Source organism: Paraburkholderia caribensis (assembly GCF_002902945.1).
GTDB classification, from domain to species: domain Bacteria; phylum Pseudomonadota; class Gammaproteobacteria; order Burkholderiales; family Burkholderiaceae; genus Paraburkholderia; species Paraburkholderia caribensis.
This window is the reverse complement of the sequence record NZ_CP026102.1, coordinates 1,978,625-1,999,348: the sequence shown is the minus strand read 5'-3', so window position 1 is coordinate 1,999,348 and position 20,724 is coordinate 1,978,625. Positions and strand designations below refer to the sequence as shown.

Sequence of the window (20,724 nt, the reverse complement as noted above, 5' to 3'; positions counted from 1 at the left end):
CGGAAAATCATCATGCTGACAATCGAATGCCCGTGGTGCGGGCCGCGCGCCGAATCCGAATTTAGCTGCGGCGGCGAAGCCGATATTGCACGTCCGCTCGACACCGACAAGCTCACCGACAAGGAATGGGGCGACTACCTGTTCATGCGCAAGAACCCGCGCGGCGTGCATCGCGAGCAATGGCTGCACACGCAGGGTTGCCGGCGCTGGTTCATGGCGACGCGCGACACCGTCTCCTATGAGATTCAAGGTTACGACACGTTCAAGACGGGCAACACGTCCGCCGACGCACAAGGGGGCAACAAGCAATGAGCCAGAAGAACCGCCTCGGCGCCGGTGGGCGCATCAACCGCGCGATTCCGCTGACCTTCACGTTCAACGGGCGCACGTATCAGGGCTTTCAGGGCGACACGCTGGCGTCGGCGCTGCTCGCCAACGGCGTGCACTTCGTCGCGCGCAGCTTCAAGTATCACCGCCCGCGCGGCATCGTCACGGCTGACGTCGCGGAACCGAATGCCGTCGTGCAACTGGAGCGCGGCGCATACACGGTGCCGAATGCACGTGCCACGGAAATCGAGTTGTATCAGGGACTTGTCGCGACCAGCGTGAATGCCGAGCCGAATCTCGAGCATGACCGCATGGCGATCAATCAGAAGTTCTCGCGCTTCATGCCCGCGGGCTTCTACTACAAGACATTCATGTGGCCGGCAAAGTTCTGGCCGAAGTACGAAGAGAAAATTCGTGAAGCGGCGGGTCTCGGCAAGGCGCCCGAAGTGCTCGACGCCGACCGCTACGACAAGTGCTACGCGCATTGCGACGTGCTGGTGGTCGGCGGCGGCCCGACGGGTCTGGCAGCGGCGCACGCGGCGGCCGTGAGCGGCGCGCGCGTGATTCTCGTCGACGATCAGCGCGAACTCGGCGGCAGCCTGCTGTCGAGCAAGACGGAGATCGACGGACGTGCGGCGCTGAGCTGGGTCGAGAAGATCGAAGCGGAACTGTCGCGCATGGCGGATGTGACGATCCTGTCGCGCAGCACGGCGTTCGGTTATCAGGACCACAACCTCGTCACGGTGACGCAGCGCCTGACGGATCATCTGCCCGTGTCGATGCGCAAGGGCACGCGCGAGCTGCTGTGGAAGATCCGCGCGAAGCGCGTGATTCTCGCGACGGGCGCGCACGAACGTCCCATCGTGTTCGGCAATAACGATCTGCCTGGCGTGATGATGGCGTCGGCGGTCTCGACGTACATTCATCGCTTTGGCGTGCTGCCCGGCCGTAACGCCGTGGTGTTCACGAACAACGACGCGGGCTATCAGTGCGCGCTCGACATGAAGGCGTGCGGCGCTAGCGTGACGGTCGTCGATCCGCGTGCACAGGGCAACGGCGCATTGCAGGCAGCGGCGCGGCGTCATGGCGTGAAGATCATGAACAACGCAGCCGTGATGACGGCGCACGGCAAGCTGCGCGTCACGTCGGTCGAAGTGGTCGCGTATGCGAACGGCAAGACGGGCGCGAAGCAGGCCGATCTTCCGTGCGATCTCGTCGCGATGTCGGGCGGCTACAGCCCCGTGCTGCATCTGTTCGCGCAATCGGGCGGCAAGGCGCACTGGAACGACACGAAGGCGTGCTTCGTGCCGGGCAAGGGCATGCAGCCGGAGACGAGCATCGGCGCGGCGGCGGGCGAATTCAGCCTGGCGCGCGGTCTGCGTCTCGCCGTCGACGCGGGCGTCGAAGCGGTGAAGTCGATCGGTTACGCGGTCACGCGTGTGCAAGTGCCGCAGGCCGCGGAAGTCGCCGAGTCGCCGTTGCAGCCGTTGTGGCTTGTCGGCAGCCGTACGGAAGCGGCGCGCGGCCCGAAGCAGTTCGTCGATTTCCAAAACGACGTGTCGGCGGCGGACATTCTGCTGGCGGCGCGCGAAGGCTTCGAATCCGTCGAACACGTGAAGCGCTACACGGCGATGGGCTTCGGCACCGATCAGGGCAAGCTCGGCAACATCAACGGCATGGCGATTCTCGCCGATGCGCTCGGCAAGACGATTCCCGAAACGGGCACGACCACGTTCCGTCCGAACTACACACCCGTGAGTTTCGGCACGTTCGCGGGCCGCGAACTCGGCGATCTGCTCGATCCGATCCGCAAGACGGCCGTGCACGAATGGCACGTCGAAAACGGCGCGATGTTCGAGGACGTCGGCAACTGGAAGCGGCCCTGGTACTTTCCGAAGAGCGGTGAAGATCTGCACGCGGCCGTGAAGCGCGAATGCCTCGCGGTGCGCAACAGCGTCGGCATTCTCGATGCGTCGACGCTCGGCAAGATCGACATTCAGGGACCTGACGCGGCGAAGCTGCTGAACTGGATGTACACGAATCCGTGGAGCAAGCTCGAAGTCGGCAAGTGCCGCTATGGCCTGATGCTCGATGAAAACGGCATGGTGTTCGACGACGGCGTGACCGTGCGCCTCGCCGACCAGCACTTCATGATGACGACCACGACGGGCGGCGCGGCGCGCGTGCTGACGTGGATGGAGCGCTGGCTGCAGACGGAATGGCCGGACATGAAGGTGCGCCTCGCGTCGGTCACGGATCACTGGGCGACGTTCGCCGTCGTCGGTCCGAAGAGCCGCAAGGTCGTGCAGAAGATTTGCAGCGACATCGACTTCGCCAACGAGGCGTTCCCGTTCATGTCGTATCGCAACGGCACGGTGGCGGGCGTGAAGGCGCGCGTGATGCGGATCAGCTTCTCGGGCGAGCTTGCCTACGAAGTGAACGTGCCGGCGAACATGGGCCGCGCGGTCTGGGAAGCGCTGATGGCCGCGGGCGCGGAGTTCGATATCACGCCGTACGGTACGGAAACGATGCACGTGCTGCGCGCGGAGAAGGGCTACATCATCGTGGGCCAGGATACGGATGGCTCGATCACGCCGCACGATCTCGGCATGGGCGGGCTGGTTGCGAAGACGAAGGACTTCCTCGGACGTCGCTCGCTCGCACGCTCGGATACCGCGAAGGATGGGCGCAAGCAGTTTGTCGGCCTGCTCACCGACGATCCGCAACTGGTGCTTCCAGAGGGCAGCCAGATCGTCGCCGGTCCCTTCCAGGGCGAGACGGCGCCGATGCTTGGACACGTGACGTCGAGCTACTACAGCCCGATTCTGAATCGTTCGATTGCGCTCGCCGTGGTCAAGGGCGGCCTGAACAAGATGGGGCAAAACGTGACGATTCCGCTGGCGAGCGGCAAGCAGATCGCCGCGAAGATCGCCAGCCCCGTTTTCTACGACACCGAAGGAGTGCGTCAACATGTGGAATGAAGCAAGGAACAATGCACCGGGCGCAACCTCGGCTGTCGCGAACCGGGTGGCGGGACAACCGTGGCAGGAATCGCCGCTGGCGGGTGTCGGCGAACTGGTGAAGAAGCATGCGGCTGCGCCGTCGAAGAAGTTTCATCTGCGTGAGAAGGCGTTTTGCGATCTCGTGAATCTGCGGGGCGATGTGAGCGACGCGGCGTTTCTCGGTGCAGTCGAAAGCGTGACGGGTTGCCGTCCGCCTGCCAGGCCCAATACCGTGGTACGAGGCAATGGCTATGACGTGCTGTGGCTCGGGCCCGATGAATGGCTCGTGCGATCGCAGCAACCTCAGGCGCCTGTTGCCGAGGATAAGCTGGTCGAGGCGCTGCAAGGGCAGTTTGCTTCGGCGGTGGATATTGGCAGCGGCTGGACGGTGCTCGAAGTGAGCGGCGAGAAGGTGCGTGACGTGATTTCGCGTGGCTGTCCGCTGGATCTGCATCCGCGCGTGCTTGCGGCGGGGCAGTGTGCGCAGAGTCATTACTTCAAGGCGTCGATCGTGCTCGTGCCCATTGCGGATGATACGTATGAGATCGTCGTGCGTCGCAGTTTCGCCGATTACTTCGTTCGTATCATGCTCGATGCGGCTGAGCCGCTGCTGTCGTGAAGCCGTTCGAGGAGCCGTTGGCGGCTTATGTGCGGGCTGCTTCTGATGCGCGTGGCGCGGCTCGCGGCAAGGGCTGGCGTGTGTTTGTCGATGAGCTTGTCGTGGCGACGCGAATCGGCATTCATGCGCATGAGCATCTTGCGGCGCAGCCGGTCGTGATCGATGCGAGTCTTTCTTATTGCTGCGAGCCTTCGGAGGAGGGCGCGCATGCGATGATCGACTATGAGCGTTACTGTAACCGCGTGAGTGAGTTTCTTTCCGTTAAGCCGCATACGCGGATGCTGGAGACTTTGGCAGTCGAAATTGCGCTGCTTTCGTTTGCGGAGTGGCCGGCGCTTGAGGCTATTACGCTTGCTTTGCATAAGCCCAGGATTCGTGAGGGCACGAAGCGGATTGGGGTTGAGTTGGACTGGACGCGGGGCGATTTTGAAGCGCATCGTGGCGGTTCTGCTTTGCGCTGATGAGCCGTTGATATGTCGCGTGCGCAAACGTCTGAACTGGTCAAACGTGTGTATGCGGCGGGAGACGCCGATGCCGCTGTTGCTCTGCTCGAGCAGAGTATTGCGCTGGGGCATCGGCGGATTGCCTTGATTCGGTATCTGCAGGCGCAGTATCTCGAGGCGGTGCTCGATGCCAGGCATCATGAGTATGTGAGGGGTGTTGCTGCGCGGATGAGTCCGGATGCCTTGGCTAGAGTTGTTGGGGAGGCGCGCTTGCGCGCGGGGCGGGGTGGGCGGGGGTAGTGGTTTGCTTTTGCTTTTGCTTTTGGTTTTGCTTTTGCCTTTGCCTTTGTTTTTTGCTTTTCGCCGGCATCCGCGAATTGTTAGCGTGCTTCACGCGTCGCCCCTGTGCGGGGCGGCACCTACTTTTCTTTGCCGCCGCAAAGAAAAGTAGGCAAAAGAAAGCGGCTCACACCGCCAATTCTAGTTCTTGCCTGAGGGCCCCCGAAGGTTCTTACACTTCACACGGCAGCCACGTGACCCACGTTCGTTGCCAACGCTCTGAATGAGCGCCTCACCTGCTTCACTCACCTGCGTTTCAGCACGCCATGCCAGACAGTCCACCGCCGCCCAGGTGGCAAACTGTGTGTCGGCCCGCGGTGCTCCACACGCTTCACTCCAGACCGATAGCGCATGCATCCCACCCGGTAGGAGCGCCAAGATATACGACGCGACAACCTACACACAGTTTGCCACCTGGGCGGCACATACCATTCGCTGACGCTGGCCCGGGTACGGGTAATTGAAGCGGGTGATGCGTTTGTTCGAAGCGTTGGCAACGGGCACCAACCAAGGCGCTGGTGTGTGAACGATGGGGGCGTTGGGGGCCCGTGGGTAAACGTCAAGCACTGGCGGTGTGAGCCGCTTTCTTTTGCCTACTTTTCTTTGCGGCGGCAAAGAAAAGTAGGTGCCGCCCCGCACAGGGGCGACGCTTGAAGCGAGCTAACAATTCGCGGATGCCAGCACAAAGGCAAAAACACCAAACCTCAAGCCACGTGCAAATTGCCTTGCATCAACATCCTCACCCGTGACAAATCCGCCTCCACATGGCCCTGATGTTCAAACAATTCAGCGAGCCAATCGACAAAAGCCCTGACCCGCGGCGACACTCGCCGCCCTTTCACATAAGCAACCGAAACAGGCATAGGCACAGGCTTCCACTGCGGCAAAACCTCCCGCAGCAACCCTTTGTCCAATAAGGCTTGCGCAGCGATTCTTGCAGGCTGAATCAACCCAAGCCCTTGCAGCCCGCAAGTCAGATAAGCATGTTCATCGCTGACCTTGATAAACCCATCCACCTTGACGGTAAGCGGACTCCCGCCAACATCAAAATCAAAGTCCACAGCACGCCCGGTAATCATCGACATGCAATTAACCGCGACATGCCCGGAAAGGTCGTCAAGCGTCTCAGGCATCCCATAGCGCTCGAGATAAGCCGGACTGGCACAGGTCACATGCTCCAACGTCCCAAGGCGCCTGGCAGCGAGCCCTGAATCCGGCAACTCGCCAAGTTGAATGCTGCAGTCAACAGCCTCACCGACCAGATCCACATTGCGATGACTCACACCAATCGCAAGATCAATCCCCGGATAACGCTCATGAAAATCATCGAGCGCCGGCAGCACAATAGAAGTCGCCACCGCCCCAGGCATTTCCACCCGCAAACGCCCGCTCGGATTATCGAGCGTCTGCCGCAGCGTCGCTTCCATCTCATCGATATCAGCAAGAATCTGCGCGCAGCGCTCGTAATAGGCAGCCCCTTCGGGCGTGAGATTCAACCGCCGCGTCGTACGCACGAGCAGCGTCGTGCCCAGCAGCGCTTCCAGGTTCTGAACAATCGTTGTTGCCGTCGCGCGCGGAATCTCGAGCGACTCGGCGGCGCGTGTAAAGCTATTGGTATCGACGATACGCATGAACGTGCGCATCGCCTGGATACGATCGATCACGGAACTCTCCAAAAACGGGACATTCCAGAAAAAGACAACGAGCGGAAAACACCACGGCGCGCCCCGTCCCGGTAGGGAAGCGCGCCGCTACTGCACATGCAACGACGGATGCGAGGCGGGAAGCAGGGACAGGCCGCCGTCCTGCGCGGCCTGGATGGAAGAGGTAAAGCGGTTGGGTCCTGCTGCCCGTTACTTGCGCAGCGAGTCGAGATCGATGACGAAGCGGTACTTCACATCGCTCTTCAACATGCGCTCATATGCTTCATTGATCTGCTGCATCTGAATCATCTCGATGTCCGAGGTGATACCGTGCTTGCCGCAGAAGTCCAGCATCTCCTGCGTCTCGGCAATGCCGCCGATCAGCGATCCCGCCAGACGACGGCGCTTCATGATCAGGTTGAACACCTGCGGCGACGGATGATCGTGCTCCGGCGCACCCACCAGCGTCAGCGTCCCATCGCGCTTCAACAGGCTGATGAACGGATTCAGATCGTGCTGCGCCGCGACCGTGCTGACGATCAGATCGAAGCTGTTCAGATGCGCTTCCATCTCCGCCGGGTTCTTCGAGATCACCACTTCGTCCGCGCCGAGGCGCTTCGCGTCTTCGATCTTCGATGCCGACGTCGTGAACAGCACGACATGCGCGCCCATTGCGTGCGCAAGCTTCACGCCCATGTGGCCGAGGCCGCCCAGTCCGACGATGCCGACCTTCTTGCCCGGCCCCGCACCCCACGTGCGCAACGGCGAGTACAGCGTGATCCCGGCGCACAGCAGCGGGGCCACGCCAGCCGGGTCGAGGTTCTCCGGCACGCGCAGCACGAAGTCTTCATCGACGACGAGTTGCGTCGAATAACCGCCGTAGGTCACAGCGCCAGTCTGCCTGTCGTTGCCGTTGTACGTGCCGACAAAGCCGTTCTCGCAATACTGTTCGAGGCTTTCCTGGCAACTCGGGCACGTGCGGCACGAATCGACCAGACAACCCACGCCGACCAGTTGCCCGACCTTGTACTTCGTCACCTGCGACCCAACGTTCGTCACGCGGCCGACGATCTCATGGCCCGGGACGACGGGGAAAATCGTGTTCTTCCATTCGTTGCGTGCCTGGTGCAGGTCCGAATGACAGACCCCGCAAAACAGGACTTCCATCTGTACATCGTGTTCGCGCAGGTCGCGACGCTGAAATTCGAACGGCGCGAGTTTCGATTGCGCGTCCGTTGCGGCATAGGCGTAGGTCGTGGACATGAGGGCTCCAGCTTGTAGATGCAATTGCGCGAGGCGCCGCGCGAGCCGATCGCGCGGCGATTGAATCTGTCGCGCGCCGAGGCACGCGGAATGTCCGCCGTCTGGTCCGTCCGATGGGCGTTAGCGCTGCATGCAAGCGGCAGCGCCGGGTTGGCAGGCCTCGTGCGAGGCGCGGGACGGGGTGTCGCGGACAGCAAGCGGGCTTTGCGACAGGGTTCCCATGTTAGGGACCGGGCGCCCCTCAGGGAATACCTGAACATCTTGAAGGCTTGCCTATTTCTCCTGGTGCCGTCCGCTCTAGGCCATTTAATGCTAGATTTCAAGCCATATTCTCTGGCGGCACATGTTTTCGCCGAATGGATTCCATCATGTCCGACACAAAACTTTCAAATGGCGCGCCGCTCGCGGAGCGCTCGGCGCAGCAGCGCATGGTCGAATTGCTGCGCACGCTCGCGCCCGCCGAAGGCATGACGGACGCGCCGCTCGAAGGCGTCAAGTTCCTGCGCGCGAATCACCCGATGCCGCGCCGCCCCGTGATGTACGAGCCGAGCATCGTGATCGTCTGTCAGGGCCGCAAGCGCGGCTACCTCGGCGACCACGCGTACATCTACGACGCGCAACAATATCTCGTGCTGTCCGTGCCGCTGCCGTTCGAATGCGAGACGGAGGCGAGCGTGGACGAGCCGTTCCTCGGCATTTCGGTTCGCGTCGATCTCACGATGGTCGCCGAACTGCTCATGCTGCTCAACGAAACCCACGGCGCCGTCGACAGCGAGCCGCGCGGCATCTACTCCACGCCGCTCGACCAGCCGCTCAGCGACGCTGTGCTGCGTCTGCTCGAAGCGCTGGTATCGCCGGTGGACGCGCGCATTCTCGCGCCGTCGATCGTGCGTGAAATCTGCTATCGCGTGCTGACGGGCGTGCAGGGCAACGCAATACGCGCGGCGCTCACACACCAGCATCACTTCGGCCGTATCGCGAAGGCATTGCGCCGCATCCACACCGAGTACGACGGCGATCTCGATGTCGAAACACTCGCGCGCGAATCGGGCATGAGCCTCGCGGTCTTTCACGCACAGTTCAAGAACGTCACGTCGACGTCGCCAATGCAATACGTGAAGACCACGCGTCTGCATCACGCGCGTTTGCTGATGGTGCAGGACGGGCTGAACGCGGGCGCGGCGGCGGCCCGCGTCGGCTATGAAAGCGCGTCGCAGTTCAGCCGCGAATTCAAGCGTCTGTTCGGGTTGAGCCCCGTCGATGAAGTGAAGCGCATGCGCGGCACGCTGGACCCCGTCGTGCCGCCGCAGCCGCAACGCGCCGTCGCAAAGTATGTGACAACCAACTGACGCTGCGCACGCGCGGTGCTGTCACGCGGCGTCGTGGCAGCACACGCAGAATTTATTGCCTTCGAGGTCGCGAAAGTACGCGCCGTAGTAGTTCGCGTGATACTCGGGGCGCAGTCCAGGCGGCCCTTCGCATGCGGCGCCGTGCGCGAGTGCAGTCGCGTGCGCCCGATCGACGGTGGCACGGTCCGCGGCCAGCAGCGCGATCATCTGCCCATTGCCCGCAACGGCAGGCGCGCCGTCGAACGGCTTGCCGACGAGAAACAGCGGTCGCGCGACGCCCGGCTTCATCCATCCCGCCCAAGGCCGGTCTTCCTCGCGAAACTTCAGCGCGAGTCCCAACTCGGCGAGTACCGCCGAATAGAAGGCGAATGCCCGCTCGAAATCGTTGACGCCGATGAATACGTGGGAAAGCATCGGGTGTGGCTCCTTTCAGGTGTCGATCCGGCGAGGCAGGTAACGCCGATACCAGCATGACTGCTGATCTGGCTATGTTTTCGCGTGGTGAGTACGATGGCTGCGCTGCCCACCCGAAGGCACTCGCAGACAAACTCGCAAACAACACTCACGGAGCCCAATGTCATGAAGCGTTTTCACATCGCACTCGCCGTCGCCAATCTCGACGAATCTATTGCCGACTATAGCGAGCGACTCGGACAAGCGCCCTCGGCCGTCGTGCCGGGTCAGTATGCGATGTGGCGCACGAATCTGCTCAACTTCTCGATCAACGAAAAGCCCGAAAAAGCAGGGCAGTTGCGCCATGTCGGCTTCGAGGACGACGCAGTCGAAGGCTATTCGAGCAGTGTCGACATCAACGGGCTCGAATGGGAGCTGTTTTCGGCAGCCGAACAGGACAGGCGGATCGTGAGCACTTACGGCGTGCCCGTGCAAAGCTGACCGCGCCGCGAATCGCAAAACGAAACGCAGAAGCTTTACTTCGCGCCGCTCGCTTCCTGCGCTGTGTAGTGCGCGCGCTTTTCCTCATACATCAGCAGGTCGGCGCGCTGCACGCCTGCTTCGATCCGTTCGCCGCGCTGCACGGTCGCCATCCCCATCGAGAAGCTGATCGGCGAGCCTGGATAGAACTGGTTGTTCAGCTCGACCAGCTGGCGAATCGTCTCGATCATCGTCGCGCCGCCGCGCTCGTCGGTGCCCGGCAGCAGGATCGCGAACTCGTCGCCGCCTATGCGCGCCGCGTTGAACGGCGTCTCCATCGCTTTCGCGAGCACTTCGCCGGCGCGGCGCAGCAGCGCGTCGCCCGCCGCATGGCCGAGCTGATCGTTCACGCGCTTGAGGCCGTTCAGGTCGGCCATGATGACCGTCACCGGGAAGGGCCCCTTGCGTTCGAGCCGGTTCAGTTCATCCACATAGAACGAGCGGTTGCGCAGCTTGGTCAGCACGTCGTGCTTGCCGAGGAACTCCAGATACGCCTCTGCCTTCTTGCGCGCGGTGATGTCGGTGAGCGCGACGAGCACGAGGTCCCAGCTGCGCTCGTGTCCCGGCAGCACCGAGAACTGCAGATGCACGTGCACTTCGTTCGCATCGAGCGAATAGTTGAGCACTTCGCGTTGCTGGAAAAGTTTGCCGTCCCACAGGTCGATCAACTGCTCGCGGAAATGCGGGCGCATGTCGTCGCGGAATACTTCGGGAAGGCGCGCCAGCAGCGTCTTCTTGTCGGGTGCGGCGAACATCTCCAGCGTGTGCTGGTTGACGTCGAGCACATGAATCTCGGCCATGCAGCGTTCGACGAACTCCGGGTGCACGTCGGTGAAGGTGCGGAAATCGGTGATGCCCGCCGCGCGCGCGTCATCGAGCAGATGCTTGACGGCGCTGAAATCCTCGACCCACAGCGACACGGGCGAATGCTCGAACAGCCCGCGCACGTATTGCTCGGCCGCCATCACGCGATGACGCGCCCCTTCCAGTTCCGTGATGTCTTCCGTCGATACCAGCACGCGGTCCCAGCGTTCCTCATGGCCCGGCAGCACCTTGCCCTTGAGCAGCACGTCCAGACGCCGCCCGCCCAGCGTGTAGTTGACCGTCTGGCTCGTGAAGTGGGGCTGGCCGGACCAGAGCTGGCATAGTTCTTCCAGGTGCGTCTTCAGCATGTCGTCGCGAAAGACGGCCGACAGGTTGTCCGTCAGCGCGCTGAAATCCGCCGCTTCGAACAGCGACAGCGTCTGCTGGTTGACCTTGACCACGCGGATGCGGCTCGCGCACTCGGCCACACGTTTGATGTCCTCGCCGATGTGCGCGCGCAGATCCGTCACGCCTTGCGCGCGCCAGTCTTCGAACAGCGCCTTGACGCCGCTGAAGTCTTCGAGCCAGAGCGCGACGGGCGCGAGATCGAACATTTCCGAGTCGTCGTCGGCTGTGGAGCGCGGGCGAGGGTGGTTGGGCATGACGGGTCCAGAAACGAATTTCTCGCTATTCTACGGTGCCAACTGGGCCCGGAGAAAATGTCGGGTGTCCGGTACCGGCCCGGCCGGATGCGGCCGCAACTGTTATAACGGCAAATCGCGGCGATTCTGCAGGCGTCGCACGAAACTCGAATCGAGGCGGCGCGTGTTTATCGCGTGAGCACTGAAACAGTTGTTTGAAACCCCTCGCGGCAAAGCGCGACGAGCCGCGCCGCGGTGTGCTTCAGCCGTGCTGGATCGACGGACAGCGCGCTATCGATTCCTTCGGCGATCCCGTTCACGCGCGCGGCGACAGGCTGGTCCGCGTCCTCCCACGTTTGCGCGAAAGCGGTCTGCTTGCAGGGCCGCACGAAGTCTTCGTCGTGCAGCAGATTGATGCGCGGCAACGCATGTGCGATCGCGACGATCCGGCCGTGCAGGCTGCTGCCGATATAACCGCGGCTGTGCGCGAGCAGCGCGCAGATGTCCCAGATATTCAGCGAATCGAAAAGATGCACGGATGGCGCGCGCATGCGCGCAGCCGTGCGCGCGAAGCACGACAGATCGTCGTGCCACGGCGCCGCGCCTGCGCGGAAGAACACGATAGCGAGGTCGTGTGCGTGCGCGGCATGGTCGAGTTGCGCGGCGATCCGGTCGAGCGTGGCGTCGTCGCCGAAGTCGGCGCTGAATTGCACGGCCAGATAGCCGTGCGGTGCCGCTTCGCGTATCCGCGCAACGGCCTGCTTCGCTGCATGCGCGCGAATCGCGTCGCCGAACAGTTCGGCGACCATCACCGCGCAATCGGGTGCGAGCCGCGCTTCGATGCCCGACTTCGCGAGCAGCGCCTGCGTGTGGATGTCGCGCACACTGACGTCGTCGGCGCGGGCGAGCTTGGCGAGCACTTCGTCGCGCATCGTGAGGTCGCAATCATCGAGCGTCACGCCGCCGATCGCATTGAACAGAACGCGCCCGGCACGCGGCCATGCATCCTTCGACACGACATACGGCGCAAGCTCGCGCGTGTCGAGCACATGTTGCGCCCACGCCGACCGGTCATGCTGTTGCGACGCGATGATCCGTTGCGCGTCGTGGTCCGGTTGCAGCATCACGGCGGCGTCGCACGCATCGCAGGTGAGAATCTCTCCGCCGACATGAAGCAGATCGACCGCACGTTCGTGCCACTGTCGAAGCGCCTGAACGCGATGCCCGCCGTGCGGGCGCAGATCGCGCGGCACGAGTCCCGCGAAGCGCACGTCGCGGCCCGCGAGCATGCGCGCAACGACATGGGGAAACAGCATGTCGCCGAAGTTGTGCCGGTCGAACGCACCGAACAGCACGACGGGTAATGATTGCGCGCTCATCGATCTATTCCGCCAACGCCTCGCACGCACCACGTGTGGCGCGATCGCAAGTTGACTTTCGCATTGCCATGCCCTACGAATCGAATTAACCGGTCGTCGGTTATATCGGTGCAAAGCTTCATACAAGTCACTGAATTCTGTTCGGAGGGTACACGCAATTCCCGCCTGGCCGCGCAAACACGCTTCGCGGCACTGCACGCGAGCGGCACGCGCAATACGAGGAAGACGTGTTTTCCGGTGAAGGCATTCGACGCGCTTCGCCGTGAAGCAGGCGACGATCAGTCTGCAACGCGCCGGCATGCCGGTGCGTCTCGCCATGTCTTTCAGCAGAGAACTGTCATGTTCGCGTACCTCATCGTCGTCGCCGTGTCGGCCTTCATTCCCTATGTCGCGACGCCTGCCGCGGAAGCGGGCGTCAAGGCCATCGTCTCGCATCACAACGATATGGAAACGGGCGACGCGCCCGTCACGCCGACGCTCGTCGCGCAGGATGCGCCCGTCGCGCCCGTGGCGACCGTCGCGAATGCGCAGCCTCGCGAAGCGCATTGAAGCGGCGCAGAGCGCGGTTTCATCGTCGCCGTTTCGCGTGCCGACAGCACGAAGCGGACCGCGCGCCCGCCGTGACGCCGCGCGCGCGCCGCCGCTCGTACGCGTCGATGCCCTTCGTCTGAAGGATGTTTTATCGGCCTGTAACATGGGCGTCGATCATGATCGATCCAGCCGCCGCATGGCGGCTCCACACGCGTCACCACCAAAAGGAGTGCAACCCAATGAGCACGATTACCACGAAGGACGGCACGCAGATTTACTACAAGGACTGGGGCTCGGGCCGTCCCGTCGTCTTTTCGCACGGCTGGCCGCTCGATGCGGACGCGTGGGATGCGCAGATGCTGTTCCTGCTGCAAAACGGCTTTCGCGTGATCGCGCATGATCGCCGCGGACATGGCCGCTCGGATCAGCCGTCGAAGGGCAACGACATGGACACCTATGCCGACGATCTCGCCGCGCTGCTCGACGCGCTCGACATCCAGGGCGCAACCCTCGTCGGCCATTCGACGGGCGGCGGCGAAGTCGCGCACTACATCGGCCGGCATGGCACGAAGCGCGTCGCGAAGGCCGTGCTGATCGGCGCGGTGCCGCCGCTGATGCTGAAGACGGAAGCCAATCCCGGCGGTCTGCCGCTGGACGTGTTCGACGGCATCCGCAAGGGCGTCGCCGATAACCGCTCGCAGTTCTACAAGGACCTCGCCGTGCCGTTCTTCGGCTTCAACCGGCCGAACGCGAAAGTGTCGCAGGGCACGATCGACGCGTTCTGGGCGCAAGGCATGGCGGGCGGCGCCCACGGCCAGTACCTGTGCATCCGCGAGTTCTCCGAAGTCGACTACACGGAAGACCTCAAGAAGATCGACGTGCCGACGCTGATCCTGCATGGCGACGATGACCAGATCGTGCCCATCGACGCAGCGGGCAAGCTGTCCGCGAAGATCGTGAAGAACGCGACGTTCAAGATCTATGAAGGCGCGCCGCACGGCATGTGCGTGACGGAAGCCGACAAGGTCAACGCCGATCTGCTCGCGTTCATCAACAGCTGAACTCAAAGAATATGTCGAAAGCGGCGCGCCCTTGCGGGACGGGCCGCTTTGCTGTTTCATCCGCAGTGTGCTGCATCGCCCGATGCATCTGACGAAAGGATGACCTCACGCATGACAATCGAACTGGACAAGGACGTGCGCAGCGAAGCGATCGCTTCGCTGCAGCGCTACTTCGCGGAGAACATGGACGAGCCGATCGGCAATATCCAGGCGGGCGCGCTGCTCGGCTTCTTCGTCGAGGAAATCGGCCCGGTGATCTACAACCTCGCCGTGCAGGACGCGCAGGAACGTATGCAGGCACGCGTGTCGGAACTCGATATCGAGTGTCACGAAGACGCGTTCGGTTACTGGAAAAAATACGGCAGGCGGCGTTGAATCGCGCCCGTCCGTGTCATGCCGCGGCGCGGCTGCGATTGTCGCGCAGCACGAAGTCGACGAAGGCGCGCAGCGGCGCGGGCATGTGTTCGCGGCTCGCGTAGTAGAGACGCGGCCCGGTGAACGATTGCCACCAGTCGTGCAGGATCGGCACGAGCGTGCCGTCGTCGAGCGCGGGGCGCAGGAACTCGTCGAACGAATAGACGATGCCAAGCCCGTCGACGGCCGCGCGCCGCTCGATATCGATCACGGAACCAACCAGCGGCCCGTTCGGCACGATCCGCACCGTGTCGTTGCCGCGCCTGAATTCCCATACTGCCAGCACCCCGCTTGCGAAGCGATGGCCGATGCACGCGTGCCGCACAAGCTCGTCGGGATGCTCGGGCACGCCATGCTGGTTCAGATACGCGGGCGACGCGGCGGCGACGAAGCGCTGCATCGGCGGCCCGATGGGCACGGCGATCATGTCGCGCTCGATGCGTTCGTCGTAGCGGATGCCCGCGTCGAAGCCGGCCGCGAGGATATCGATGAAGGTGTCGTTCGAGGCCACCTCGACGGTGATGCCGGGGTGTTCGGCCAGAAAGCGCGACAGCAGCGCGGGCAGAACTTCGCGAGCGACGATCGACGGCACGTTCAGCCGTAGCGTGCCAGTGGGACTGTCACGGAACACGTTGATCGCATCGAGTGCCGTCGAGATTTCGCCGAACGCGGGCGCGAGCCGCTCGAACAGTCGCTGGCCGGCTTCCGTCGGCGTGACGCTGCGCGTGGTGCGGTTCAGCAGGCGCACGCCCAGTTGCTGCTCGAGCCGCCGCACGGCTTCGCTCATCGACGACGCGGACACGCCGCCCGTGGCCGCTGCGTTGCGGAAGCCGCGCGCAGCGGTGACGGCGACGAAGGCTTTCAGATCGCTCAGATCGGGTTCGAGCATTGTTCGGAATTCCGCACGGGGCATTCGGATTGAGTGGGATTATCGCACGGTCGGTTTGCACGGATACTGCGTCTCAAGCGTCGCCCGACATGTTCGACCCGCGAAGGTGTCGGGGCGCGACAGACCTGCTATTTCAACGAATCCACGGAGCGCACTCAGATGAAGCAACTGCAAGCTGGCAAGACGGGCCCGGCGAGTTCGGCGCTCGGCCTCGGCTGCATGGGCATGTCGGGCATGTATGGGCCGGCGGACCGCGCCGAGAGCATCGCGACCATCCACGCGGCGCTAGAGGCAGGCATCACGCTGTTCGATACGGGCGACTTTTACGGCATGGGCCACAACGAGATACTGCTCGGCGAAGCGCTCAGGAGCGCACCCGCGTCGCGCCGCGACAATGCGCTCGTCAGCGTGAAGTTCGGCGCGATGCGCGATCCGGCGGGCGGCTGGACGGGGTACGACGCGCGTCCCGCCGCCGTGAAGAACTTCCTCGCCTATTCGCTGCAGCGTCTGGGCGTCGAGCATATCGACATCTATCGTCCGGCCCGGCTCGATCCGAATGTGCCGATCGAAGATACCGTCGGCGCGATCGCGGAGATGGTGAAGGCGGGCTATGTGCGGCATGTCGGCCTTTCCGAAGTGGGCGCGGCGACGATCCGCAGGGCCGCCTCCGTTACGCCCATCAGCGACCTGCAGATCGAGTACTCGCTGATTTCGCGCGGCATCGAAGACGAGATCCTGCCCACGCTGCGCGAGCTTGGCATCGGCGTGACGGCTTACGGCGTGCTGTCGCGCGGACTGATCAGCGGACATTGGCAGAAGGATTCGGCGGGCAAGGGCGATTTTCGGGCGATGAGCCCGCGCTTCCAGGGCGAGAACGCCGAGCGCAATCTCGCGCTCGTCGATGCGCTGCGCAAGGTCGCGGACAGCAAGGGCGTGTCGGTGGCGCAGATCGCGATTGCATGGGTCGCCGCGCAAGGCGACGACATCGTGCCGCTGGTCGGCGCGCGGCGGCGCGAGCGGCTGACGGAAGCGCTCGGGGCGATTGACGTGAAGCTCGACGCGCACGACATTGCCGCGATCGAGAAAGCGGTGCCGAAGGGCGCGGCAGCGGGTGAACGCTATGCGGCTGCGCAGATGGCGCATCTCGACAGCGAAAAGGGCGGCGCGCATTGATGCGTTGCGCGTCGACGCTATCGCTGCAAAGCAGATGCGGTAGCATCGAACGCAATCGCGACTCCACGTTCCGCCCATGACCACTTATGTTGCGTTGCTGCGCGCCGTCAATGTCGGCGGCACCGGCAAGCTTCCGATGACCGAGCTTCGCGAGATGTGCGAGGCAGCGGGCTTCACCAACGTTCGCACGTACATCGCGAGCGGCAACGTCGTGTTCGACAGCACGCTGGCCAAACGCGCCGCGCAGCAGGCGCTCGAACGCAGCCTCGAGGCGTATGCGGGCAAGCCGGTCGGCGTGCTGATTCGCACCGGCAAGGAGATGGCCGCCGTGCTGGACGCGAATCCGTTTCGCGACGAAGCGCCGAATCGCACGGTCGCGATCTTCCTCGACGCAGCGCCGCCCGCCGACACGCTGAAACACATTGCCGGCCAGCAGAACGAACAGGTCGCGCTCGGCAAGCACGAGATTTACGTCCACTACGGCGACGGCATGGCAAAGACCCGGCTGAGAATTCCCGCCGCGAAGACAGGCACCGCGCGCAACATCAACACGATTGCCAAACTGGCGGAGTGGGCCGCGCAATCATGATGAAGGGCGCTGCGTGGAACGGGGCTTGTTGCTACACTTTGCGTTGCCCGGTACTTCGTAGCAGCACTTCTCATCTTTCGCTTGCGTCGCGTCATGAAACCTTCCCTGCTCATCCTGATTCCACTTGGCGACGATAGTCGCGCGCGCATTTCAGCATCCTTCGATATTCATTACGCCCCCACGCACGAAGCACGCGTTCAAGCCATCGCGAAAGAAGGCGCGGCGATCCGTGCCGTCTTGACCAACGGCACGACAGGTCTCACGGCGGATGAAATAAACCAGATGCCTGCGCTCGAATTCGTCAGCGCGCTCGGCGCGGGTTATGAAAACATCGCGACATCCCATGCAAAAGCACGCGGCATCGTGCTCGCAAACGGCGCGGGCACGAACGACGATTGCGTTGCCGATCACGCATTGGCCTTGTTGCTGGCCGTTGTGCGCGACGTGCCGCAACGCGACCGCGCGACACGCGAAGGCATCTGGCGCGACTCATTGCCGATGCGGCCTTCCGTGTCGGGCAAGCGGCTGGGTGTCGTGGGGCTCGGCAATATCGGGCTGAAAGTCGCGCGGCGCGCGGCCGGCTTCGATATCGACGTTGCCTATCACAACCGCAAGCCGCGCGACGGCGCGGTGTTGCGCTACTTCGACAACCTGCACGAACTCGCGCGCTGGAGCGACTACCTCGTCGTTGCAACGCCGGGCGGTCCGGCTACCCAGCATCTGGTCGATCGCACCGTGCTCGAAGCGTTGGGGCCAAACGGCTTTCTGGTGAACGTGTCGCGCGGCAGCGTCGTCGATACGGCGGCGCTTGCGCATGCGCTCGCGAACGGTGTGATAGCGGGCGCGGGTCTCGATGTGTACGAAGGCGAGCCGCAGCCGCCGCAGGCTTTGGTGCATCTGACGAACGTGGTGCTCACGCCGCATGTGGCGGGCACCTCGCCCGAAGCGATCACGGCTTCTGTCGATAACTTCATCACGAACGCGACGCGCCATTTCGCAGGCGAAGACGTGTTGACACCCATCTGAGCGTTCACATCACGAGGACCTTTCGCGCATGGCAAAGCATACGGCACTGATCGAATGGAGCGGCAACGGCAGCAAGTTCACCGACAACCGCTATAGCCGCGCGCATCGATGGACGTTCGACGGCGGCGCGGTGGTGCCCGCATCGAGTTCGCCGCATGTCGTGCGCGTGCCGTTCTCCGATCCGGCCGGCGTCGATCCTGAAGAGGCGTATATAGCGGCGCTGTCGAGTTGCCATATGTTGTGGTTTCTGTCGATCGCAGCCGAACAAGGTTATGTCGTCACGTCGTATCGCGATGAAGCCGAGGGCACGATGGCGAAGAACGACGAAGGCAAGGAAGTGGTCACGCGTGTCGTGCTGAAACCGGCCGTTGCGTTTGCGGGCGCGAAGGCACCGAGCGATGAAGCGCTCGCGCATCTGCATCATCTCGCGCACGACGCGTGTTTTCTTGCCAATTCGGTGAAGACGGTGATCGATGTCGAAGGGAGCTGGAGCTTCGGGCAGATTCTTTGACGGGCAATCATGCTGTGCTTGTGTCGAGTCTCGACGGAGACTCGTCATTGCCAATAGCAGAAATTGAACGCCTTCAGATCAACTCTTTCTTCGCGGTCAGGTACGTCAGTTCGATCCGCTTCGACACGCCGAAGGGTTTGCGCAGCTTGCGCAGGTGATAGTCGACGTTGTGCGTGCTGGTATCGAGGCGCCGGCCGATCTCTTTGTCGGATTCGCCTTCCGCGATCCGCGTCAGCAGTTTCTGTTCGAATGCCGTCTGGCTGTTGGCGGAGTGCTCGCGCGCGGCCGTGATCAGTTTCGGCGAACCAGACTTGTGAACCAACAGGCGTGCGGTTCGCCCGATAGAATAGAGGCCACACAACGCGCCGTGACCCGCCGATGCCGCACTGTCCGCACGACGCACCGGGCGCTCGCGACTGACTTGCCATTCTCCGATTCGATCTACATGTGAATACTGCTACCCTCGAAGACTTGCGTGCCGGGCAACTCGCCGGTGCGCGACAGATCAAGCTCGCCTGCGGGTTGACCGAAATGCCGCGCGAGATCTTCGACCTCGCCGACACCCTGGAGGTGCTCGACCTGTCGGGCAATGCGCTCACCTCACTGCCCGATGATTTGCCGAAGCTGCGCCACCTGCGCGTCCTGTTTGCCTCGAACAACGCGTTTACCGGCTTGCCCGCCGTGCTCGGCGATTGCGAATCGCTGAGCATGGTCGGCTTCAAGGCGAATCGCATCCGGCACGTGCCGGGGCGCGCGCTGCCGCCCCAATTGCGCTGGCTTATCCTCACCGATAACGATATCGAAACGCTGCCCGCGGAACTCGGCGAGCGTCCGAATTTGCAGAAGCTGATGCTTGCCGGCAACCGGCTGCCGTCGCTACCCGAGACGATGGCCGCTTGCAGCCGCCTCGAACTGCTGCGCATTTCGGCAAACCGGCTCGACGCCTTGCCCGACTGGCTGTTGCGCCTGCCGCGGCTGGCGTGGCTCGCCTACGCAGGCAATCCGCTGAACGCAGCGCGCGAGCAGGTGGTGCTGGCCGATGCGCCGGTGCCGGCAATCGACTGGCATACGCTCGCGCTTGGACAAACGCTCGGGGAAGGTGCATCCGGCGTGACGCATCGCGCGACGCGTCTGTTGCGCGACGGGCATCCCGTCGAGGCGGTCGCCGTCAAACTGTTCAAGGGCGCGATAACGAGCGACGGTTTGCCCGAACTCGAAATGGCCGCATGTCTGCAAGCCGGTCAGCACCCGAATCTCATCCCGGTGCTCGGCAAGATTACGGGGCATCCACTCGACGAGCACGGCCTCGTGATGAAGCTGATCCATCCGGCCTTCGGCAATCTTGCGGGGCCTCCGAGCCTCGAATCCTGCACACGTGATGTCTATGCGGACGACGTACGTTTCGACAAGCCGGTTGCGTTGCATATCGCGCGCGGCATCGCATCTGCGGCGCAGCATCTGCATCGGCGCGGCATCATGCATGGCGATCTGTACGGGCACAACATCCTGCATGACGGCGCAGGGCACGTACTGCTCGGCGACTTCGGCGCGGCATCGTGCCACGATATCGATGATCGCCCTTTGGCGCTGGCGCTCGAGCGGATCGAGGTGCGCGCGTTCGGCTGCCTGCTGGAAGAACTCGCGCAACGTCTGGCCGGAGAGGCCGATGATCTCGCCGCCGGGTTCGATGCGCTGATCGAAGACTGTTTCCGCGAGCGCGTCGAGATGCGGCCTTCCTTCGACGAGATCGTCAGGCGGCTGTCTGCGTTGAGCGTGTGATTCGCGTTG

The 20,724-nt window shown here is 63.2% G+C and carries 21 protein-coding genes and 1 pseudogene; 15 read left to right on the top strand and 7 right to left on the bottom strand.

Annotated features, from left to right (window positions below):
* Nucleotides 1-12: 12 nt before the first annotated feature.
* From C2L66_RS25510 to C2L66_RS41805, 5 genes are read left to right on the top strand one after another with little or no spacing between them, the layout of a single operon-like run.
* Entirely contained in the window at nt 13-312 is a 300-nt protein-coding gene (locus tag C2L66_RS25510; protein WP_054930761.1) for a sarcosine oxidase subunit delta, read from the top strand.
* Nucleotides 309-3,308: a sarcosine oxidase subunit alpha family protein gene (locus tag C2L66_RS25505; protein ID WP_060605758.1), complete on the top strand. Its 3,000-nt coding sequence runs from the start codon at nt 309-311 to the stop codon at nt 3,306-3,308. Before C2L66_RS25510 ends, C2L66_RS25505 begins: the two co-directional genes overlap by 4 nt.
* On the top strand, nt 3,298-3,948 hold the full coding sequence (locus C2L66_RS25500) for a sarcosine oxidase subunit gamma (RefSeq protein WP_054930759.1): 651 nt from the start codon (nt 3,298-3,300) through the stop codon (nt 3,946-3,948). Before C2L66_RS25505 ends, C2L66_RS25500 begins: the two co-directional genes overlap by 11 nt.
* Nucleotides 3,945-4,409 (top strand): dihydroneopterin aldolase, encoded by a 465-nt coding sequence (locus tag C2L66_RS25495; RefSeq protein WP_054930758.1) that lies wholly within the window; start codon nt 3,945-3,947, stop codon nt 4,407-4,409. Before C2L66_RS25500 ends, C2L66_RS25495 begins: the two co-directional genes overlap by 4 nt.
* Before the next feature lie 12 nt (nt 4,410-4,421).
* Nucleotides 4,422-4,691 carry a hypothetical protein gene (locus C2L66_RS41805; RefSeq protein ID WP_054930757.1) on the top strand — a complete coding sequence of 90 codons (270 nt, stop codon included), beginning with the start codon at nt 4,422-4,424 and terminating at the stop codon, nt 4,689-4,691.
* 743 nt (nt 4,692-5,434) lie between these two features.
* Here the strand turns inward: C2L66_RS41805 and C2L66_RS25485 are convergent.
* Together C2L66_RS25485 and C2L66_RS25480 are read right to left on the bottom strand one after the other, a co-directional pair.
* Nucleotides 5,435-6,394, bottom strand: a complete 960-nt coding sequence (locus C2L66_RS25485) for a LysR family transcriptional regulator (RefSeq protein ID WP_054930756.1) — start codon at nt 6,392-6,394, stop codon at nt 5,435-5,437.
* 189 nt (nt 6,395-6,583) lie between these two features.
* A complete protein-coding gene (locus tag C2L66_RS25480; RefSeq protein WP_060605759.1) occupies nt 6,584-7,636 on the bottom strand; it encodes an NAD(P)-dependent alcohol dehydrogenase in 1,053 nt (350 codons plus the stop codon).
* A gap of 368 nt (nt 7,637-8,004) precedes the next feature.
* Between C2L66_RS25480 and C2L66_RS25475 the strand changes: the two genes are divergently transcribed.
* Nucleotides 8,005-8,985: an AraC family transcriptional regulator gene (locus tag C2L66_RS25475; RefSeq protein WP_060607191.1), complete on the top strand. Its 981-nt coding sequence runs from the start codon at nt 8,005-8,007 to the stop codon at nt 8,983-8,985.
* Between the two features lie 21 nt (nt 8,986-9,006).
* Here the strand turns inward: C2L66_RS25475 and C2L66_RS25470 are convergent, their stop codons facing one another.
* Nucleotides 9,007-9,399 (bottom strand): VOC family protein, encoded by a 393-nt coding sequence (locus C2L66_RS25470; RefSeq protein ID WP_054930751.1) that lies wholly within the window; start codon nt 9,397-9,399, stop codon nt 9,007-9,009.
* 165 nt (nt 9,400-9,564) lie between these two features.
* Between C2L66_RS25470 and C2L66_RS25465 the strand changes: the two genes are divergently transcribed.
* On the top strand, nt 9,565-9,879 hold the full coding sequence (locus C2L66_RS25465) for a VOC family protein (protein WP_060605760.1): 315 nt from the start codon (nt 9,565-9,567) through the stop codon (nt 9,877-9,879).
* Between the two features lie 35 nt (nt 9,880-9,914).
* Here C2L66_RS25465 and C2L66_RS25460 read toward each other — a convergent pair whose 3' ends face one another.
* Nucleotides 9,915-11,384, bottom strand: coding sequence for a sensor domain-containing diguanylate cyclase (locus tag C2L66_RS25460; protein WP_060605761.1), 1,470 nt, complete (start codon nt 11,382-11,384; stop codon nt 9,915-9,917).
* Nucleotides 11,385-11,551: 167 nt separating this feature from the next.
* Nucleotides 11,552-12,742: a polysaccharide pyruvyl transferase family protein gene (locus C2L66_RS25455; RefSeq protein ID WP_060605764.1), complete on the bottom strand. Its 1,191-nt coding sequence runs from the start codon at nt 12,740-12,742 to the stop codon at nt 11,552-11,554.
* A gap of 339 nt (nt 12,743-13,081) precedes the next feature.
* Here C2L66_RS25455 and C2L66_RS40820 point away from each other — a divergent pair, with 339 nt between their 5' ends.
* From C2L66_RS40820 to C2L66_RS25440, 3 genes are all read left to right on the top strand, one after another.
* Nucleotides 13,082-13,291, top strand: coding sequence for a hypothetical protein (locus C2L66_RS40820; protein WP_146174457.1), 210 nt, complete (start codon nt 13,082-13,084; stop codon nt 13,289-13,291).
* Between the two features lie 221 nt (nt 13,292-13,512).
* Nucleotides 13,513-14,334: an alpha/beta fold hydrolase gene (locus C2L66_RS25445; protein ID WP_054930753.1), complete on the top strand. Its 822-nt coding sequence runs from the start codon at nt 13,513-13,515 to the stop codon at nt 14,332-14,334.
* A gap of 111 nt (nt 14,335-14,445) precedes the next feature.
* Nucleotides 14,446-14,709: a DUF2164 domain-containing protein gene (locus tag C2L66_RS25440; protein ID WP_054930747.1), complete on the top strand. Its 264-nt coding sequence runs from the start codon at nt 14,446-14,448 to the stop codon at nt 14,707-14,709.
* 16 nt (nt 14,710-14,725) lie between these two features.
* On the opposite strand, the gene C2L66_RS25435 is transcribed toward C2L66_RS25440, so the two are convergent.
* Nucleotides 14,726-15,637 carry a LysR family transcriptional regulator gene (locus C2L66_RS25435; RefSeq protein ID WP_054930746.1) on the bottom strand — a complete coding sequence of 304 codons (912 nt, stop codon included), beginning with the start codon at nt 15,635-15,637 and terminating at the stop codon, nt 14,726-14,728.
* A 159-nt stretch (nt 15,638-15,796) separates the two neighbouring features.
* Here C2L66_RS25435 and C2L66_RS25430 point away from each other — a divergent pair, with 159 nt between their 5' ends.
* From C2L66_RS25430 to C2L66_RS25415, 4 genes are all read left to right on the top strand, one after another.
* The gene (locus C2L66_RS25430; RefSeq protein ID WP_060605769.1) at nt 15,797-16,810 is read left to right on the top strand and encodes an aldo/keto reductase; all 1,014 of its coding nucleotides are present in this window, start codon (nt 15,797-15,799) and stop codon (nt 16,808-16,810) included.
* Nucleotides 16,811-16,886: 76 nt separating this feature from the next.
* A complete protein-coding gene (locus C2L66_RS25425; protein ID WP_054930744.1) occupies nt 16,887-17,399 on the top strand; it encodes a DUF1697 domain-containing protein in 513 nt (170 codons plus the stop codon).
* 93 nt (nt 17,400-17,492) lie between these two features.
* Nucleotides 17,493-18,425, top strand: coding sequence for a 2-hydroxyacid dehydrogenase (locus C2L66_RS25420; RefSeq protein WP_060605772.1), 933 nt, complete (start codon nt 17,493-17,495; stop codon nt 18,423-18,425).
* A gap of 28 nt (nt 18,426-18,453) precedes the next feature.
* Nucleotides 18,454-18,936 carry an OsmC family protein gene (locus C2L66_RS25415; RefSeq protein WP_060605775.1) on the top strand — a complete coding sequence of 161 codons (483 nt, stop codon included), beginning with the start codon at nt 18,454-18,456 and terminating at the stop codon, nt 18,934-18,936.
* Nucleotides 18,937-19,009: 73 nt separating this feature from the next.
* Here C2L66_RS25415 and C2L66_RS25410 read toward each other — a convergent pair.
* Nucleotides 19,010-19,261: pseudogene (locus C2L66_RS25410) on the bottom strand (helix-turn-helix transcriptional regulator); the annotation flags it as partial.
* A 122-nt stretch (nt 19,262-19,383) separates the two neighbouring features.
* Here C2L66_RS25410 and C2L66_RS25405 point away from each other — a divergent pair.
* The gene (locus tag C2L66_RS25405) at nt 19,384-20,715 is read left to right on the top strand and encodes a leucine-rich repeat-containing protein kinase family protein (protein ID WP_060605781.1); all 1,332 of its coding nucleotides are present in this window, start codon (nt 19,384-19,386) and stop codon (nt 20,713-20,715) included.
* Nucleotides 20,716-20,724: the final 9 nt, after the last annotated feature.

Excerpts from the sequence above, each read along its gene's own strand:
- C2L66_RS25510 (WP_054930761.1), top strand. The coding sequence starts at position 13 with ATGCTGACAATCGAATGCCCGTGGTGCGGGCCGCGCGCCGAATCCGAA.
- C2L66_RS25505 (WP_060605758.1), top strand. The coding sequence starts at position 309 with ATGAGCCAGAAGAACCGCCTCGGCGCCGGTGGGCGCATCAACCGCGCG.
- C2L66_RS25500 (WP_054930759.1), top strand. The coding sequence starts at position 3,298 with ATGTGGAATGAAGCAAGGAACAATGCACCGGGCGCAACCTCGGCTGTC.
- C2L66_RS41805 (WP_054930757.1), top strand. The coding sequence starts at position 4,422 with ATGTCGCGTGCGCAAACGTCTGAACTGGTCAAACGTGTGTATGCGGCG.
- C2L66_RS25480 (WP_060605759.1), bottom strand. The coding sequence starts at position 7,636 with ATGTCCACGACCTACGCCTATGCCGCAACGGACGCGCAATCGAAACTC.
- C2L66_RS25475 (WP_060607191.1), top strand. The coding sequence starts at position 8,005 with ATGTCCGACACAAAACTTTCAAATGGCGCGCCGCTCGCGGAGCGCTCG.
- C2L66_RS25470 (WP_054930751.1), bottom strand. The coding sequence starts at position 9,399 with ATGCTTTCCCACGTATTCATCGGCGTCAACGATTTCGAGCGGGCATTC.
- C2L66_RS25465 (WP_060605760.1), top strand. The coding sequence starts at position 9,565 with ATGAAGCGTTTTCACATCGCACTCGCCGTCGCCAATCTCGACGAATCT.
- C2L66_RS25460 (WP_060605761.1), bottom strand. The coding sequence starts at position 11,384 with ATGCCCAACCACCCTCGCCCGCGCTCCACAGCCGACGACGACTCGGAA.
- C2L66_RS25455 (WP_060605764.1), bottom strand. The coding sequence starts at position 12,742 with ATGAGCGCGCAATCATTACCCGTCGTGCTGTTCGGTGCGTTCGACCGG.
- C2L66_RS40820 (WP_146174457.1), top strand. The coding sequence starts at position 13,082 with ATGTTCGCGTACCTCATCGTCGTCGCCGTGTCGGCCTTCATTCCCTAT.
- C2L66_RS25445 (WP_054930753.1), top strand. The coding sequence starts at position 13,513 with ATGAGCACGATTACCACGAAGGACGGCACGCAGATTTACTACAAGGAC.
- C2L66_RS25440 (WP_054930747.1), top strand. The coding sequence starts at position 14,446 with ATGACAATCGAACTGGACAAGGACGTGCGCAGCGAAGCGATCGCTTCG.
- C2L66_RS25435 (WP_054930746.1), bottom strand. The coding sequence starts at position 15,637 with ATGCTCGAACCCGATCTGAGCGATCTGAAAGCCTTCGTCGCCGTCACC.
- C2L66_RS25430 (WP_060605769.1), top strand. The coding sequence starts at position 15,797 with ATGAAGCAACTGCAAGCTGGCAAGACGGGCCCGGCGAGTTCGGCGCTC.
- C2L66_RS25425 (WP_054930744.1), top strand. The coding sequence starts at position 16,887 with ATGACCACTTATGTTGCGTTGCTGCGCGCCGTCAATGTCGGCGGCACC.
- C2L66_RS25420 (WP_060605772.1), top strand. The coding sequence starts at position 17,493 with ATGAAACCTTCCCTGCTCATCCTGATTCCACTTGGCGACGATAGTCGC.
- C2L66_RS25415 (WP_060605775.1), top strand. The coding sequence starts at position 18,454 with ATGGCAAAGCATACGGCACTGATCGAATGGAGCGGCAACGGCAGCAAG.